Origin of the sequence: Phaeobacter sp., assembly GCF_022825805.1 — a bacterium.
Lineage (GTDB): Bacteria > Pseudomonadota > Alphaproteobacteria > Rhodobacterales > Rhodobacteraceae > Phaeobacter.
Map to the genome: position 1 here is coordinate 117648 of NZ_JAJDWC010000028.1, position 16305 is coordinate 133952.

General features: G+C 59.7%; 14 protein-coding genes. 7 read left to right on the top strand and 7 right to left on the bottom strand.

Translation table 11 applies throughout. The features are described 5' to 3' along the window. The first annotated feature begins 78 nt into the window (after positions 1 to 78). Positions 79 to 1086, top strand: a complete 1008-nt coding sequence (locus Q0C28_RS03250) for an ABC transporter permease (RefSeq protein WP_293573213.1) — start codon at positions 79 to 81, stop codon at positions 1084 to 1086. Then, positions 1079 to 2071, top strand: coding sequence for an ABC transporter permease (locus Q0C28_RS03255; protein WP_293573214.1), 993 nt, complete (start codon positions 1079 to 1081; stop codon positions 2069 to 2071). The genes Q0C28_RS03250 and Q0C28_RS03255 overlap by 8 nt, the downstream gene beginning before the upstream one ends. A 133-nt stretch (positions 2072 to 2204) precedes the next feature. On the opposite strand, the gene Q0C28_RS03260 is transcribed toward Q0C28_RS03255, so the two are convergent. The 4 genes from Q0C28_RS03260 to Q0C28_RS03275 all read right to left on the bottom strand — a co-directional run bounded on the left by Q0C28_RS03260 (position 2205) and on the right by Q0C28_RS03275 (position 7509). After that, on the bottom strand, positions 2205 to 3485 hold the full coding sequence (locus tag Q0C28_RS03260; protein ID WP_293573215.1) for a DUF3422 family protein: 1281 nt from the start codon (positions 3483 to 3485) through the stop codon (positions 2205 to 2207). Positions 3486 to 3867: 382 nt separating this feature from the next. Then, positions 3868 to 5301, bottom strand: a complete 1434-nt coding sequence (locus Q0C28_RS03265) for an NAD(P)(+) transhydrogenase (Re/Si-specific) subunit beta (protein WP_293573216.1) — start codon at positions 5299 to 5301, stop codon at positions 3868 to 3870. A gap of 14 nt (positions 5302 to 5315) precedes the next feature. After that, the gene (locus tag Q0C28_RS03270; protein WP_293573217.1) at positions 5316 to 6890 is read right to left on the bottom strand and encodes a Re/Si-specific NAD(P)(+) transhydrogenase subunit alpha; all 1575 of its coding nucleotides are present in this window, start codon (positions 6888 to 6890) and stop codon (positions 5316 to 5318) included. Positions 6891 to 7035: 145 nt separating this feature from the next. Further along, on the bottom strand, positions 7036 to 7509 hold the full coding sequence (locus tag Q0C28_RS03275) for a methyltransferase (RefSeq protein WP_293573218.1): 474 nt from the start codon (positions 7507 to 7509) through the stop codon (positions 7036 to 7038). Positions 7510 to 7907: 398 nt separating this feature from the next. On the opposite strand from Q0C28_RS03275, the gene Q0C28_RS03280 reads away from it, so the two are divergent. From Q0C28_RS03280 to kynA, 3 genes are all read left to right on the top strand, one after another. Further along, complete coding sequence (locus tag Q0C28_RS03280; protein ID WP_293573219.1) at positions 7908 to 8765, top strand: SDR family oxidoreductase; 858 nt, start codon at positions 7908 to 7910, stop codon at positions 8763 to 8765. 45 nt (positions 8766 to 8810) lie between these two features. Next, positions 8811 to 10004 (top strand): kynureninase, encoded by a 1194-nt coding sequence (gene kynU / locus Q0C28_RS03285; RefSeq protein ID WP_293573220.1) that lies wholly within the window; start codon positions 8811 to 8813, stop codon positions 10002 to 10004. A gap of 167 nt (positions 10005 to 10171) precedes the next feature. Next, entirely contained in the window at positions 10172 to 11005 is an 834-nt protein-coding gene (kynA, locus tag Q0C28_RS03290; protein ID WP_293573221.1) for a tryptophan 2,3-dioxygenase, read from the top strand. A gap of 96 nt (positions 11006 to 11101) precedes the next feature. Here the strand turns inward: kynA and Q0C28_RS03295 are convergent, their stop codons facing one another. Further along, positions 11102 to 11683: a TetR/AcrR family transcriptional regulator gene (locus Q0C28_RS03295; protein WP_293573222.1), complete on the bottom strand. Its 582-nt coding sequence runs from the start codon at positions 11681 to 11683 to the stop codon at positions 11102 to 11104. Positions 11684 to 11807: 124 nt separating this feature from the next. Between Q0C28_RS03295 and Q0C28_RS03300 the strand changes: the two genes are divergently transcribed. Continuing rightward, positions 11808 to 12272, top strand: coding sequence for a (2Fe-2S)-binding protein (locus tag Q0C28_RS03300; RefSeq protein WP_293573223.1), 465 nt, complete (start codon positions 11808 to 11810; stop codon positions 12270 to 12272). A 3-nt stretch (positions 12273 to 12275) separates the two neighbouring features. Beyond that, positions 12276 to 14516, top strand: a complete 2241-nt coding sequence (locus Q0C28_RS03305; RefSeq protein WP_293573224.1) for a molybdopterin cofactor-binding domain-containing protein — start codon at positions 12276 to 12278, stop codon at positions 14514 to 14516. 149 nt (positions 14517 to 14665) lie between these two features. On the opposite strand, the gene Q0C28_RS03310 is transcribed toward Q0C28_RS03305, so the two are convergent. Continuing rightward, on the bottom strand, positions 14666 to 15106 hold the full coding sequence (locus Q0C28_RS03310; RefSeq protein WP_293573225.1) for a GNAT family N-acetyltransferase: 441 nt from the start codon (positions 15104 to 15106) through the stop codon (positions 14666 to 14668). Between the two features lie 61 nt (positions 15107 to 15167). Next, a complete protein-coding gene (locus Q0C28_RS03315) occupies positions 15168 to 15956 on the bottom strand; it encodes a gamma-glutamyl-gamma-aminobutyrate hydrolase family protein (RefSeq protein WP_293573226.1) in 789 nt (262 codons plus the stop codon). Between the last annotated feature and the right edge of the window lie 349 nt (positions 15957 to 16305).

Consider the following 16305-nt stretch of genomic DNA (forward strand, 5'->3'; position numbering starts at 1 on the left):
TGGTTTCGTTCTCCCCGAACATGTGGGATAGGCTGGCGTGAGACTTTAAGACCTCTATTTTGCAAAGGCGCCCGGCTGATGCTCACTTTTACCATCCGACGGTTGATCCTCGCAGTGCCAACGCTGCTGTTCATCAGCCTCGTGATCTTTCTGCTGTTGGAGCTCGCCCCCGGCGACCCAATGGCCCAAGTCCCGCTCACCGTTCCCCCAGAAGTCAAAGAAAAGATGCGCCTGGCCCTTGGCCTTGGCGAACCGGTTCACATCCGCTTCTGGAAATGGCTGGTCCAGTTCTTCTGGATTGAACCACAGGTGTTGCTTGACCATTATTTTGGTACCACGTTCTCCGAGGGCGACCTGCGGGTGATTTCCTGGCAGACCCGTTCGCCTGTCATGGACATCGTGGTGCAGCGCCTGCCTCAGACCCTGTGGGTGGTTGGCACCGCTTATGTCGTGGCCATTCTCATCGCGCTGCCCATCGGCATCTATTCGGCCTATCGGCAATACAGCTGGTTTGACCAAATGGGCACGTTTGTGTCGATGGTCGGGTTTTCCGTGCCGCCATTTTTCTCCGGTGTCTTGGTCATTGTGATCTTTTCGGTCCAGCTCGGTTGGTTCCCATCGATCTATGACACCACACTGGTGGTGGACAGTTGGGACAGCTTTGTGAAGCAGCTGCAGCAGATGATCATGCCGGTCATGGTACTGGCCCTGCAGATCACCGCCCAGCTGAGCCGCTTTATGCGCGCCTCCATGCTCGACAACCTGAACCAGGACTATGTGCGCACCGCACGCGCCAAAGGGCTGAGCGAATACATCGTAGTCATGGTGCATGTGCTGCGCAATTCGATGATCCCAGTGGTGACCGTGATCGCGCTTGGCATCCCCTCCATCTTTGGCGGGGCGATCATCACCGAACAGGTGTTCAAGGTGAATGGGATCGGCCAGTTGCTGATCGGCGCCATCCAGGCCAACGATTTGCCGATGGTGCAAACCCTGACCTTTATCTTTGCGGTACTGATCGTGCTGTTCAACCTGATTGCCGATGTGCTCTACGGCATTCTTGACCCGAGGATCCGCTATGACTGACGCAGCAAAGCAAGAACCGCTGCAGCATTCCAACGCGCAGCAAGAAGCGGATCGCCCCACCCGCAGCCAATGGCGGGATGTCTGGGACCAGTTCAAATCGCACCGCGGCGCATTGGCGGGCGGGATGTTGTTCCTGCTCATCTGCGTCGGAGTGATCTTTGGTCCGCTGGTCTATTGGAACGATGCCCAATATCTGCCCACCGGTCGCGATTTCATTAAGTTGCGTGACATGCGCCCGGTTTATCACGGGCTTTGGGATCCTTCGGCAAAGATGAACTGGGCCTACCCGCTGGGCACTGACAACCTCGGGCGGGACACTCTGGCGCGGCTGATGTTTGGCGGGCGCGTGTCGCTTGCAGTTGGCATCGCGGCCATGGTTCTGGCCCTGCTTCTGGGCAGTCTGGTCGGCGTTCTGTCGGGCTATTTCAAAAAGCTGGACGGCCTGTTGATGCGTTTGACAGACCTGTTCCTAGCCCTGCCCCTGCTGCCGATGATCCTGGTTGCGGCCGTTTTGTTCCGCGAAAGCCTGTCCAAATCGATTGGACCAGAAGGCGGGGTCTTCGTGCTGATTGTCTGTCTGATCGGGATCACCTCGTGGATGCCGACCGCGCGCATTGTACGCGGTGATGTTCTGGCTATCAAAGAACGCGAATTTGTCCTGGCAGCCCGATCCATCGGCACCAAACCCGGCAAGATCATCAGCCGTCACATCCTGCCCAATGTGTTGTCCCCCATCATGGTGTCAGCCACGCTGGGCATTGCAACGGCAATCATCACGGAATCGGCCCTATCGTTCCTTGGCTTCGGCTTTCCGCCGGACTTCCCGACCTGGGGCCGCCTGTTGAATGACGCGGTGGACCGGATGACGCTGTTCCCGGAACGTGTGCTCTGGCCCGGTATCCTGATCTCGCTGACGGTGTTGTCAGTGAACTACCTGGGCGACGGTCTGCGCGATGCCTTGGATCCCCGCATTCGCGGCCGCTGACGCCCTGCTGCGCGGATGCCGCAAAGCGAACTAGGAAAAAGCCAAAGCCGACCTCTCTGGGGTCGGCTTTTTGCTGCGGTTGCCCGCCCTTGACTGCGCGTGGGAGCAACCTCAGTACAAATCGTGTTCGGCGTCAGTGCAGCCGTTTGCGCACCTGTCGCACCGCGAACCACACCAGCAGAACGACGGGTACGGTCAGCGCTGCGGTCAGCACGCCTTTGCTCAGCGACAAAAGCTCGGTCAACGGGTAAAGCGCATAAGACGCGAGCGAAACTGCGTAGTAGCTGATGGCCACAACAGACAAGCCTTCGACCGTGTGCTGCAGCCGCAGAGCGAGATCTGCCCGCCGGTCCATGCTCTCCAACAGCGCCTGGTTCTGCGCACTGCGTTCCACATCCACCCGCGTTCGCAGCAATTCGCCCGCCCGCCGTGCCCGATCCGCCAAGGTGACGATCCTAGCTTCGGTGGATTTGACAGTCCTCATCGCGGGCTCGAACCGGCGCAGCATGAATTCAGCAAAGGTCTGGAACCCCTCATGGCGGTCTTCGCGCAACAATGCGATACGCTGGTTGACCAATGCGTCATAGGCCCCCGTTGCCCCAAACCGGAAAGAGGCCCTGGCCGCCATCGCCTCCAACTCTGCCGAAACCGTCAGCAATTGCGACAACGTCTGTTCTGCTGGCACAGTTGCGCCAGTCATCTGCACCATCATCTCGCTCAGATGTGCATCCAACGCGCCGATTGACGGGGCCAGACCACGGGCGCGCGAAAACCCCAGCATCGACATCGCACGGTAGGTTTCAATCTCGCCGATCCGCTGCACAATGCGGCCCGTGCGCTGGCTGCCTGTGCCATCCGCGACAAAAACAGCAAACCGCATGTGGCCTGCAGAATCGATGCGGAAATCCCCGGCAATCATGGCGCTGTCATCCAACACCTTCGACACCGCAAGGCTTTCAGGCACAAACCATTCCTTCAGCGAGCTCTGCAGCACCTCCTGATCCGGCATCGGCACGACCCGCACCATCACCGAGGTGACCCTCTGCCCCGGCGCAGTATCCAACCAATCCGATGGGAAGACATCGAAATCCGTCGGATCAAACGCCCGGCTGCTGACCCCATCGGTATAGAGCGTGTAGGTCACAAATTCGGTGTGCTGTTCCCATTTCAGCGTATGCCGCCCCAACGGTGTGGTGTGATGGGTGGCACCGGGTTTGGGGTGCGCCGCCCCATGCCGGTCCAACAGCGCGATCAGATGACGGATGTCCTGGGTGCGATCGCGATGCACGGCTTCGCTGGGCTGTTTGATCGCCAGATAGACAACTGTGCAGGGGCTTTGCATCGTGGGAAACGGCCGCGCGTGCAGCTCGTTCACCAGTTGATAGCGCAGTGGGTGATCTTCGATCGGGGGCATTGCGGCGTCTCCAGAATTTGGCGCAGACTAAGAAGCGCAATCGCTCGTGTAAAGAAATCTTTTATTTCAATGGGTTACCGGGATACAACCGTATACAGAGGCAGTTTTTCTCTATTTTTCAACAGATAGCAGCCTTTCGGCACATCTGCGCCTCACGCACGCAGCTTGGGCAGTCTTGCGCTTTTTGCAGAAAAATATTGGCGCCCGTGCACAAGATCTAAGCCACCTGCCCCAATTTCACGCGGTTTTGCGCATTTTCCCGCGCCCGCAAAACAGCAAACCAAGACACGAAAGCAGCCCCCCCAAAAAAAGGGCGCCAGTTGATCTGGCGCCCCCCTCTGACTGACCGGCGCATAACGCGTCAGTTGTCAGTTGATCAATGTCAGTTGATCAATGTCAGCAGCGTATCAAGGCTCGCCTTGGCATCACCATAGAACATCCGGGTATTGTCCTTGAAGAACAGCGGATTTTCGATCCCGGAATAGCCCGTGCCCTGCCCGCGTTTGGAGACAAACACCTGCTTGGCTTTCCAACACTCCAGAACCGGCATACCAGCGATAGGCGAATTCGGATCCTCTTGGGCCGCAGGATTGACGATATCGTTGGAGCCGATGACAATCGCCACATCGGTTTCCGGGAAATCGTCGTTGATCTCATCCATTTCCATGACGATGTCATAGGGCACTTTGGCCTCGGCCAAGAGCACGTTCATGTGCCCCGGCAGACGCCCCGCAACCGGGTGGATCGCAAAGCGCACGGTCTTGCCCTTGGCCCGCAGACGGCGGGTCAACTCGGCGACGTTCTGCTGCGCCTGCGCCACCGCCATACCATAGCCCGGGATGATGATCACACTGTCGGCATCGTCCAAAGCCGCGGCCACACCATCGGCATCGATGGCGATCTGTTCACCCTCGACCTCCATGGCCGGGCCGGATGTGCCGCCAAAACCACCAAGGATGACGCTGACAAACGAACGGTTCATCGCCTTACACATGATGTAGGACAGGATCGCCCCGGACGAACCCACCAGCGCACCAACCACAATCAGCAGGTCATTGCCCAAGGAGAAGCCGATGGCCGCAGCCGCCCAGCCGGAATAGCTGTTCAGCATTGAAACAACGACCGGCATATCCGCGCCGCCAATGCCCATGATCAAGTGATAGCCGATAAACAGCGCCGCGAGCGTCAGGATCATTAGTGGCAGCACCGATGCGGAACCGAGGTACCAAATCAGGCAGACGACCGACAGGGCCGCCGCACCCGCATTCAGCAGATGGCCACCGGGCAATTTGGTCGCCGCAGAGGTCACCCGACCGGACAGCTTGCCATAGGCGATCACCGAACCCGTGAAGGTCACCGCACCGATCCAGATCCCCAGTGCGGCCTCAACCCGCAGGATGTTGATTTCAACGCTATCCTTCTTCGCAAGCAAAGCAGCGAAGCCTTCGAGCGTTTTCTTGGCAGCCTCATCCATTGCCAGCACATTGGCCAATTCTGCGTGAGCGTTAAAACCCACGAAGACCGCCGCCAGACCGACCAGCGCATGCATGCCCGCAACCAGTTCCGGCATCTGGGTCATCTCGACCTTGCTGGCCAGCTGATAGCCGATAGCACCGCCCAGGGCGATCAGCACCAGTGACGCGAGCCACAAACCCGATCCCGGCCCGATCAGGGTCGCCAGAATAGCGATCCCCATGCCAACAATGCCGTACCAGACCGCGCGTTTCGCGCTTTCCTGGCCCGAAAGTCCCCCCAGCGAAAGGATGAAGAGAACCGCAGCCACAACATAGGCCGCCGTGGTAAATCCAAAGTCCATCGTTCTCTAACTCCTTAGGATTTCTGGAACATGGCGAGCATGCGCCGGGTCACGAGGAAACCCCCGAAAATGTTGATCCCCGCCATAAAGACCGACAGTGCCGCCAGGAAGATCACCAGGAACGATCCCGATCCGATCTGCATCAGAGCCCCGAGGATGATGATCGACGAAATCGCATTGGTCACGGCCATCAACGGTGTATGCAGACTATGCGAGACGTTCCAGATCACCTGGAAGCCAACAAAGACCGACAGCACGAACACGATGAAATGCTGCATGAAACTGGCCGGCGCGATCAGCCCAACCAACAACACCAGCGCACCACCGATGCCCAGCAGTGTGACCTGCTGGCGGGTCTGCGCCTTGAACTCCGCAACCTCCTGCGCGCGCCGTTCCTCTGGCGTCAGTTCGCGTGGTGCCTCCGCCTGTGGTTTGGCCGCAATCGCCTGCACCTTGGGTGGTGGTGGCGGGAAGGTGATCTCTTTGTCGAAGGTGACCGTCGCCCCCCGGATCACGTCATCTTCCATGTCGTGGTTGATCTGCCCGTCTTTTTCCGGCGTCAGATCGGCCATCATGTGGCGGATGTTGGTGGCATAAAGCGACGAGGCCTGGGCCGCCATCCGGCTTGGGAAATCGGTATAGCCGATGATGGTGACGCCGTTGTCGGTGACGATCTTTTCGTCCGCAACGGTCAGTTTGCAGTTGCCGCCCTTCTCCGCCGCAAGATCAACGATCACCGAACCGGGTTTCATCGCGGCGACCATATCTTCGGTCCACAGCTCTGGCGCCTCACGGTTGGGGATCAAGGCCGTGGTGATGACGATATCCACCTCCGGCGCCAGTTCGCGGAATTTGGCCAGCTGCGCTTCACGGAACTCGGGGCTGGACACCGCAGCATATCCGCCGGTGGCGGCGCCATCCTGCTGTTCTTCTTCGAAATCGAGGTAGACGAACTCCGCCCCCATGCTCTCGACCTGCTCCGCCACCTCGGGGCGCACGTCGAATGCGTAGGTGACCGCGCCGAGGCTGGTGGAGGTCCCGATCGCCGCAAGCCCCGCAACGCCCGCGCCGACAACCAGCACCTTTGCCGGGGGCACCTTTCCGGCTGCGGTGATCTGCCCGGTGAAAAAGCGACCAAAGTTGTTGCCCGCCTCGATCACGGCGCGATAGCCGGCGATGTTGGCCATGGAGGACAGCGCATCCATCTTCTGTGCCCGGGAGATACGCGGAACCATCTCCATCGCGATGACATTGGCACCTTTGCTGCGCGCCAGTTCAAGCCCCGCCTCATTGCCGCCAGGATTGAAGAAGGAGATCAGCGTCTTGCCCTTGGTCATCCGCTTCAGCTCTGTTTCGCTGGGCGGGCGCACCTTGGCCACGATATCGGCTGTTTTCCACAATGCGGCAGCCGTCTTTACGATTTCCACCCCGGCCGCTTCATAAGCAGCATCGGAAAACCCAGCAGCCTGCCCGGCTCCGGCCTCAATCGCACAGTCATAACCCAGCTTTTGCAGCTGTAGCGCCGACTCGGGTGTCATAGCGACACGCGCTTCACCCTCAAATATCTCCTTTGGTGTCCCTAGTTTCACCGTCACGATCCCCTTATGCCAGTCAGATCTGCACTCAAAGAGTACATATTGGAAATAATTCAACCAGTTTGCGCAATATTTTTGCGCGACATTGTGACTGCCTGGCCCGCTCTGTGGCAACGCAGTCGCATTTCATTCCTGCCACTCACACCCAGCGGCGGGTCTTTTTCTCATAGCGCGCCCAATCGGCGCGAAACTGACGCCTCAGCCTGTTTTCCTCCGGCAGGATGAACCGCCGCTCAAGCACCCAGACAAAGATTGGCACCAACACAAGCGAGAGCACCGCATCCAGCCGCAAAATGACCCCAAGGAGCAGCAGGCAGTCTCCCAGGTAAATCGGATTGCGACTGCGTGAGAATATCCCGCTCTGCACCAAGGCGATCGGATGGCCATGGGGATGAACCGTTGTGCGATGGCGCTGCAGTTCGATCACCGCGAGCAGCATCAACAAGATACCACCGCCGATCAGGACTCCGCTCAGAAAACGCACCATTTGCGCACCCTCCGTGGCGGTCAGGCTCAACCCCAAAGAGGCCTGTGCCCCTTGCACCCACGCAAGAAACAAAAATCCTACCAACCAGACTGGCGGTGTATCCACCCATGTTTTCAGCAGCGCCATTCCCGCTGAACCCTCTCATTTCTACAGGACCGGACTATCCCACCCAGGCTGTCCAACCCGGGCTATCCATCTCAGGCCGCCTCATCCAGACTCCCCAAAGCCCCCTCGCCTCCGGTCTGGATGTCCCAGTGTCACACCGAACATCCGTTGTCTCAGAAGCGGCGAATCCGAGCCCCTTTGCGGCATGATCCTGCATGATTTGGCAGAAATGACTACGTATACTTTGGGATTCCATCCACAAACCCGCTTGTTTTGCGGGCAACTGCCCAATTTTTAATCATAGTATATCCCAACGGCAGCCCAGTTGCGCAGATCGTGTTGGCGCGACGGATATCTTGCAGCCCCCCATCAGACCGCTAGGCTGACCCGGGCGCGAGAGACAGAACAGGGAGACCCAAATGACATTGCAGGGCAAACACGCATTGATCACCGGTGGCGGCACCGGCATCGGATTGGCCATGGCGCAGGCGCTGGCACAGGCCGGTGCCGAGGTCACCATCACGGGCCGCAGACAAGATGTGCTGGACGCCATCGCAACAGATCGGATCTCTGCACTGGCAATGGATGTGCGCGACGAACAGGATGTGATCCAGAAAATCGACACCGCAGTTGCCTCCCGCGGCCCGATCCAGATCTGCGTGGCCAACGCAGGCGTAGCAGAGGGCAAAGCGCTGCACAAAACAACGATGGATTTCTGGCGCAACATGATGGCCACCAACCTTGATGGGGCGTTTTTGACCATCCGGGAGGCGCTGAAATCCATGCATCAGACCGATTGGGGCCGTGTGGTCACCGTGTCCTCCATTGCCGGTCTGCGTGGGTTGAAAGGCGGGGCCTGCTATACCGCGACCAAACATGGCATGGTCGGCCTGACCCGCGCATTGAGCGAGGATTACATGGGCACGCCTTTTACATTCAATGCCTTGTGTCCGGGATATGTGGATACGCCGATCGTGGACCGCAACATCACATCGATTGCCGAGCGCGCCGGGGTGAGCGCGGAAAAAGCGCTCGATATCATGGTCTCTGCCAACCCGCACAAACGCCTGATCGAGCCTGAGGAAGTCGCAGCTGCGCTGCTATGGCTGTGTGGTCCGGGGTCCCAGTCGATCAACGGGCAGACCATCGAAATCGCCGGTGGCCAGACCAGAGCCACTGGGCTGACCACCCGGCCTGCCATCCCGCCAACACTCCGATCCCCTTGTGCAGGCTGGACAGGGTCAGCGTGCTTCGATAGCACGTTATGGATGTCATGAAATCCGCGATGCAGGCACCGCTTGCGCCAATCACAAGAGGCACAGATGACCGATTTCGCCGCAACCAAAGCTTTGTTTTCCTTGCCAGAAGGGATGATCTACCTTGATGGCAACTCTCTGGGGCCAATGCCGCGCAGCGCCGCAGAGCGGGTGCGCAAAACCGTTGAGGACGAATGGGGCGAGATGCTGATCACCGGCTGGAACAAGGCCGGTTGGATGCAGCAGCCCACCGCCATCGGTGACCGCATTGCCCGCCTGATCGGCGCGGAACCGGGCCATGTGGTGATGGGCGACACCCTGTCGATCAAGGTCTATCAGGCCGTGGCCGCCGCGCTGGAGCTGAACCCCACTCGCAAGGTGGTTTTGTCCGACAGCGGCAACTTTCCCTCCGATCTTTATATGGTCGAGGGTCTGATCAAATCACTGGGCCCGGATTACGCACTGCGTGTGGTCGCCCCCGAAGAGGTCAGCGCCCATATCACCGAGGATGTCGCGGTGTTGATGCTGACGGAGGTGGATTACCGCACCGGGCGCAAACACGACATGCGCGCGCTGACGGAACAAGCCCACGCCGCAGGCGTCCTGACGGTCTGGGATCTGGCCCATTCCGCGGGCGCCCTGCCAGTGGACCTGGCGGGTTGCAAGGCGGATTTCGCCGTTGGCTGCACCTACAAATACCTCAACAGCGGCCCTGGCGGCCCGGCCTTCATCTATGTGGCACCGCGCCATGCCGATACCTCCCGCCCCGCGCTGAGCGGCTGGCTGGGACATGCCGCACCGTTTGACTTTGACCTCAGCTACAAGCCCGGCAGCGGCATTGAGCGCATGCGCGTTGGCACCCCGCCAATTCTGCAGCTCGCCGCACTCGAGGCGTCGATGGATATCTGGGACATGGCGGATATGGCCGATGTACGGGCCAAATCGATTGCGCTTTGCGATCTGTTCATCACCGAGGTCGAAGCCCGCTGCCCCGATCTCACCCTTGCCTCGCCCCGCGACGGGCGCCAGCGGGGCAGCCAGGTCTCGTTCCATTTTGCCCAGGGCTACGCTGCCATGCAGGCCCTCATTGCCCGTGGTGTGGTTGGCGACTTCCGCGCGCCTGATATCATGCGGTTCGGCTTTACCCCGCTCTACATCGACGAAGCCGATGTGCGCGCTGCCGTCGACATTCTGGAAGATGTCATGACCAATGCGCTGTGGGACCGGCCGGAATACCACATGCGAAACGCGGTCACCTGATGCGATCCACGCCCGCATACCTTGGCCAATCTGCGCAATTGCCACTCTGCCGCCCGGCAGGGTGGGTCGCTCTGTGGCGTCGGCTGGCACAATGTGGCACGCTCAACCGGAGAAAGGCCCCTGTTCCCGTGATCTGATACACTACCGGAGCAGTAAGGAGCCACTCCATGTCCACCCCCTATGATCCCGCCAAAGAAGGCGCGCAAATGTCCTTTGACGGGCGTATGTCCTATGGTGACTACCTGTCGCTGGATACGCTGTTGAACGCCCAGAAAACCTGGACCAATACCCACGATGAGATGCTGTTCATCATCCAGCATCAGACATCTGAACTGTGGATGCGTCTTGCCATCCATGAGCTGACCGCGGCGCGACAGCGGCTGCTGACGGACAAACCCCACGAAGCCTTCAAGATGCTGGCCCGTGTTGCCCGCATTTTCGAGCAGCTGAACTCCGCCTGGGATGTGCTGCGCACCATGACGCCTTCGGATTACACGGCGTTTCGCGATGAACTCGGGCAGAGTTCGGGGTTCCAGTCCCATCAATATCGCCAGATCGAATTCATGCTCGGCAACCGCAACAAGGCGATGTTGCGCCCTCATGCCCATCGCCCGGACATTTTGGCCCTGCTGGAGGAAGAGCTGAGCCAGCCATCGCTTTATGATGTGGCGCTGCGCACCCTGGGCAAGCGGTTTGAGCTGCCCCAGGAGGTGTTGAACCGTGACCTGTCAGAGGCCTACGCGCCCCATCCAGCGGTCGAAGCCGCCTGGAGCGAGGTTTACCGCAACACCGAGGCTCATTGGGATCTCTATGAACTGGCAGAAAAGTTGGTGGATTTTGAGGACTATTTCCGGCGTTGGCGGTTCAATCACGTCACCACGGTGGAACGAGTGATTGGCTTCAAGCGCGGCACCGGCGGTACAGGGGGTGTCAGTTATCTGAAACGGATGCTGGAGGTCGAACTCTTCCCCGAACTCTGGCATCTGCGCACGACGCTGTAGTCGGGACGAACTGACAGATCAGACCCCGCGAGAAGCGAGGAACACACCCGCTGTCAGGGGCAGTCGCGAAGGGCAACAACAGGCCCTAAGCGTCTGTCAACGCGGTGAAAGTCCTGCTGCAAACACCTGTGCCAGCAGCAAAACGCCCGTGCGGTAGGCGGCATAATCCGACGCCGTGTGTTTTACCCCTTTCATGGCACTGCAGAACGTGCGCGCCACGTCCTCTGCGGTGCCAGGCAGGGTCACACATCCCGCCTTCGCCATGCGCGCCAACCATTCAGCATAAACATCGCGCATCAACCCCTCACCCGCCTGGATGTTTTCACTGGCGGTGCTCATGCTGGCTTCGAGGGTTTCCATGCCATGGGGCGTGTTGAGCATGGCCTCCATCGCCGCACCGCCCTGCGCTTCAAAAGCGGCGCGGATGCGCGTCTCCAGCCCCCCTTCTGTGTCCAGAGCCGCTCGAACAGCCTGTGACGTATCGCTGTAATAGGCATCGATCAGTGCCTTCAAAATCGCTTCTTTGTTCTTGAAATGCAGATACACCGCCGGGCGCGACATGCCTGCACCTTTGGCGATGTCATCCATAGAGGTCTTGCGGAATCCATAGGTTGAAAAGGCCGTCCAGGCCGCTTTTCTGATCGCGCAATGGCGCGGGTCTGTCTCATCAAATGCCATAGTGGGCTTCTGACATTTCAACGGAAATTTGTCAATTGACACCATGACATTTTGAGATCATTTTGTCAGAAGGTAACGACGCGCCAGCGCAAACCAATACCGGCCAGCATAGAAAGGGCCCGCCATGTCCACCACACTTCGCATCAATGGCAAGTCACATCAGGTTGACCTCCCCGAAGACGTGCCCCTTCTGTGGGTGCTCAGGGATGAAATCGGGCTGACCGGCACCAAATTCGGCTGTGGCGTCGCCGCCTGCGGCGCCTGCACGGTGCACATCGGTGGCGAAGCCGTGCGCTCCTGTCAGGTGGCTCTGTCTGATGTCTGGGACGACATCACCACGATCGAAGGGATCGGCACGCCAGACACGCTGGCGGCGGTGCAAAAGGCCTGGATCGCCAATCAGGTTGCGCAATGCGGATATTGCCAGTCCGGCCAGATCATGCAGGCCGCAAGCCTGTTGGCCGAAAACCCCTCGCCCTCGGATGCCGATATCAACGACGCGATGCAGGGCAATCTGTGCCGCTGTGGCACCTACCCGCGCATCCGCGCCGCCATCCACGACGCCGCCCAGATGATAAAGGAAGCCTAAGACATGGCCAGCCTCAAGAAAATCGCCCGCCGCAGCTTTCTCATCGGATCGGCAGCCATCGTGGGTGGTGTCGCCTTCGGCACGTATAAATACCACCAGCCCGCCCCCAACCCTCTGCAGGCCAAAGATGGCCGCGCTGTCCTGAACCCGTTTGTCTTTGTCGATCAATCCGGGGTGACATTGATCGCCCCGCGGGCCGAAATGGGCCAGGGCGTCAAATCCACATGGGCCAGCCTGATTGCCGAAGAACTGGATGTCGATCCATCCAAGGTCACGGTGCTGCACGGCCCGGCAGCCAAAGCCTATTACAACAGTGCCATGATGTCCGAGGCGCTGCCCGGTCGCGGCTATGATCGCAGCAATTTCCAGCATTCCCTGGGCGAAGTGGTTGGACATATGTCCAAATTCCTCGATCTGCAGGTCACAGGCGGATCCTCCTCTATGCGCGATGGGTTTGAACGCATGCGCGTGGCCGGGGCCACAGCGCGCGAGACCCTGAAACAGGCCGCAGCCAATGAACTGGGTGTTGATCGCAACCAGCTCGACACCAAGGACGGCCAGGTGATCAGCCCGGACGGCCGTACGCTGTCTTACGCCGATCTTGCCCAGGCCGCCGCAGCGCTAGAGCCGGTTGATGCCGACCTGCGCCCCGCGTCCCAGTGGCGGCTGATCGGCAAAGACGTCCCCCGCATCGATATGATCGCCAAGGCCACAGGCACCGCAGAATTTGGTGTCGATGTGCGCCTTCCGGGGATGAAATTTGCCGCCATCAAACAAAGCCCGCACTTCGGAGTTGGCAAAACGCGGTTTGATGCCACTGTCGCAAACACCATGCCAGGTGTAGAGCGCGTGCTAGATCTGGGCGACGCTGTTGCCGTGGTGGCCACAAACACCTGGCTGGCGCAGCAAGCGGTCGATGCCATCGAGGTCGATTGGGAGCCTGCCCCCTACCCCGAAACGACCGATGCGATTTTTGACGAAATCGCCCGCAGTTTTGAGGCTGCGCCAAATTCGACCATGCGTGACGACGGGGATGTGGACAGTCTGCCCGCAGACGCCACCGTGATCGAGGCAGAGTACCGCCTGCCCCATCTGGCCCATGCCACGATGGAGCCGATGAATGCGACCGCGTTGTTCACGGGCGACGCCCTGCGCATCTGGGCGCCCAACCAGGGCCCGACCATCGTGCAGAAATCCGCAGCCGCGCTCACCGGGTTGGACACAGATGCCATCGATGTCACAACCACATATCTGGGGGGCGGCTTTGGGCGGCGCATTGAAACCGACTACATCGACCGCGCGGTGCAGGTGGCGATGCAAATGCCCGGCACACCGGTCCAGCTCACCTGGAGCCGGGAAGAAGACATGAGCCATGATTTCTACCGTCCCGGCGCCATCGCCCGGTATCGCGCCGCGGTGAAGGATGGCAAAGCTCTGAGTGTTCACGGCAAGATCGCCGCGCAATCCACCACCGTCGAAGGCGCGGGCCGTATGTTGGGTCTGCCGATGAGCGGCCCGGACAAGGGCCATGTGGACACCGCTTTCAACCAGCCGCTGGCGATCCCAAATTTCCGCGTCGAAGGGTATTTGACCAAACCGATGATCCCTGTCGGGTTCTGGCGCTCGGTCGGGGCATCGTTCAACGGGTTCTTCTCCGACTGCATCCTGGACGAGATGGCCCATGCCGCCGAGCGCGATCCGCTGGAGTTCCGCCTGGAGCTGGCCCGCGCAGAATGGGAACCTGCGGCCAAAGTTCTGGAGACTGTGCGCGACATGTCGGGCTGGACCGGCAGCACACCAGACGGGATCGGCCGTGGTGTCGCCCTGGCCTACAGTTTTGGCACACCGGTTGCGCAGGTGATCGAAGTTGCCGATGAAGACGGCGAAATCCGCATGACCAAAGCCTGGATCGCCGCAGATCTTGGCCGGGTCATCGACCCGAACAACACCCGCGCGCAGATGTTTGGCGGGATGGTCTATGGGTTGTCTGCCGCCTGTTTTGGAGAAATCACCCTTGATGGTGGGGCCGTTGAGCAGGAGAATTTCCCCGACTACGACGCGTTGCGCATGCACACCATGCCACAGGTGGAGGTCGCCCTGCTGGAAAACCAGCCTCATATGGGCGGCGCAGGGGAGCCGGGCACACCGCCTGCAGCGCCAGCTCTGGCCAATGCGATCTTCGATCTCACCGGTCGGCGCGCGCGCAGCCTGCCCTTGATGCATGACTTCGACCTGGTGTTCTGATCAGGGCGATTGATCTCGGTTATCAGATAAAACGCACATAGGCCGCGCGGTTCTGTCCGGCCTATGTACCCGGCCAATTTACCCGGCTCATGGAAGCTTTACGCAGGCGGGTTGGCAGGCCTACCGGCGACCTGCTCAACACGGGCGGGTCAGAGCCGTTTTTCCATCCGATAATTGTGCAGAGTCACCCCGTTGCGCTCCACATTTTGGCGCGCGCAGATCTCAAATCCGCGGCTCTGGAACACCGGCGCGGCCAATTCGCTGGCATCCACTTGCAGCCGGGCCAACCCCAGCGCCTGTGCGAAATGCTCCAGCCCATCATAAAGCCGCCCAGCAATGCGCATTCTGGTGAATTCCGGATCACAAAACAGCATGTCGATGTACCCCAAACCATCGTCTTTCACCTGCAGATCGATGAAAGCAACCGGCGCAGGGCCATCATCCTGCGGCGCCTCCCAAACCCAGGTGCGGCGACCATCAGCGAGACGTTCAACCAATCGTTCGTGCGAGGGCAATGCCGGGCACCAAGCCTCGCGTTGCGCATCACTATAGGCTATTGCAGCACCAAACCGTACGGCCCGAAAAAACACCTATGCCAGGGCGGTAGCATCGTCAGGGCGCGCACTTCGGATATGACCGGGTGGTGGGTGCTCAGGCAATCTGCCGACTGCCATCCTGTTGGCCCGTGCCTTTGTCGACGGCCCAAGCTCTCACCGCATCGCCAAAGGCCTGAAACAGCGGACGCGACACAGGATCATTTGCAGCGTCCCATTCCGGGTGCCATTGAACAGACAGGGTAAAGCCTGGCGCATCCTTGACATAAATCGCCTCCGGCGTGCCGTCGGGCGCATACCCATCAATGACAATCCGGCTGCCCGCGGTCTTGATCCCCTGCCCATGCAGTGAATTCGTCATCACCTCGGGCGCGCCAAAGACGCGGTGGAATACGCCATCCTCGGTCAATGCCACTGTGTGGCGCATGGCGAACTTCTCCTCCAGCGTCCCGTCAGGTGGCATCCGGTGGTTCATACGCCCCGGCAGGTCACGGATTTCAGGATAAAGCGTGCCGCCCATCGCGACGTTCACCTCCTGAAAGCCGCGGCAAATACCCAGAAACGGCTGCCCCCGCTCTACGCAGGCCCGCACCAGGGGCAAGGTGATGGCGTCACGCGCCTGATCAAAGGCCCCATGCGCTTCGGTGGCGGCCTCGCCGTATTCATTGGGGTGCACATTCGGGCGCCCGCCGGTCAGCAGGAACCCATCAAATGTCTCCAACAGCTCCTCGACCGACAAAAACCGAGGATCAGACGGGATAAGCAACGGCATGCAGCCTGACACATCCGCCACGGCCTCCGAATTCATCGTACCACCGGCATGGGCCGGATAGTCATCGTTGATCAGATAGGAATTCCCGATAATGCCAACTTTGGGCCGCGCCATTCTTGACCTCTGCTGTTGGGCGTCTCGGTTTGCTGGACCGATGTGCCGTCTGTGTTGTCACGCTGCCGCCGATACCCATCTGACCTGAGGCCAGAATACGAATGACGAACACCCAGTCCGGACACCGGATAAGTGAACTTGGTCATGCCATCAGCGCTGCTCTGATCAGTTTACATGGCGCCAGCCGAGTTGCAAATGCCAAGACAGGCGCAATGTCGCTAACAAGCGATATGTCCGGTGTAGGTAACATGCGATCTGTCCGGTTTTATCATGTCTCCGAAAGGAGGCGTTATGAAGCGGACAGAAGTGTTACAGGAAGTTCGACTTATGAAGTTCGAAGACGTGTATT

What these genes read in the sequence shown, in the direction of transcription:
- Q0C28_RS03300 (WP_293573223.1), top strand. Translation starts at nt 11,808, where the DNA reads ATGTCCACCACACTTCGCATCAATGGCAAGTCACATCAGGTTGACCTC.
- Q0C28_RS03275 (WP_293573218.1), bottom strand. Translation starts at nt 7,509, where the DNA reads ATGGCGCTGCTGAAAACATGGGTGGATACACCGCCAGTCTGGTTGGTA.
- Q0C28_RS03255 (WP_293573214.1), top strand. Translation starts at nt 1,079, where the DNA reads ATGACTGACGCAGCAAAGCAAGAACCGCTGCAGCATTCCAACGCGCAG.
- kynU (WP_293573220.1), top strand. Translation starts at nt 8,811, where the DNA reads ATGACCGATTTCGCCGCAACCAAAGCTTTGTTTTCCTTGCCAGAAGGG.
- Q0C28_RS03280 (WP_293573219.1), top strand. Translation starts at nt 7,908, where the DNA reads ATGACATTGCAGGGCAAACACGCATTGATCACCGGTGGCGGCACCGGC.
- Q0C28_RS03265 (WP_293573216.1), bottom strand. Translation starts at nt 5,301, where the DNA reads ATGGACTTTGGATTTACCACGGCGGCCTATGTTGTGGCTGCGGTTCTC.
- kynA (WP_293573221.1), top strand. Translation starts at nt 10,172, where the DNA reads ATGTCCACCCCCTATGATCCCGCCAAAGAAGGCGCGCAAATGTCCTTT.
- Q0C28_RS03305 (WP_293573224.1), top strand. Translation starts at nt 12,276, where the DNA reads ATGGCCAGCCTCAAGAAAATCGCCCGCCGCAGCTTTCTCATCGGATCG.
- Q0C28_RS03260 (WP_293573215.1), bottom strand. Translation starts at nt 3,485, where the DNA reads ATGCCCCCGATCGAAGATCACCCACTGCGCTATCAACTGGTGAACGAG.
- Q0C28_RS03295 (WP_293573222.1), bottom strand. Translation starts at nt 11,683, where the DNA reads ATGGCATTTGATGAGACAGACCCGCGCCATTGCGCGATCAGAAAAGCG.
- Q0C28_RS03250 (WP_293573213.1), top strand. Translation starts at nt 79, where the DNA reads ATGCTCACTTTTACCATCCGACGGTTGATCCTCGCAGTGCCAACGCTG.
- Q0C28_RS03315 (WP_293573226.1), bottom strand. Translation starts at nt 15,956, where the DNA reads ATGGCGCGGCCCAAAGTTGGCATTATCGGGAATTCCTATCTGATCAAC.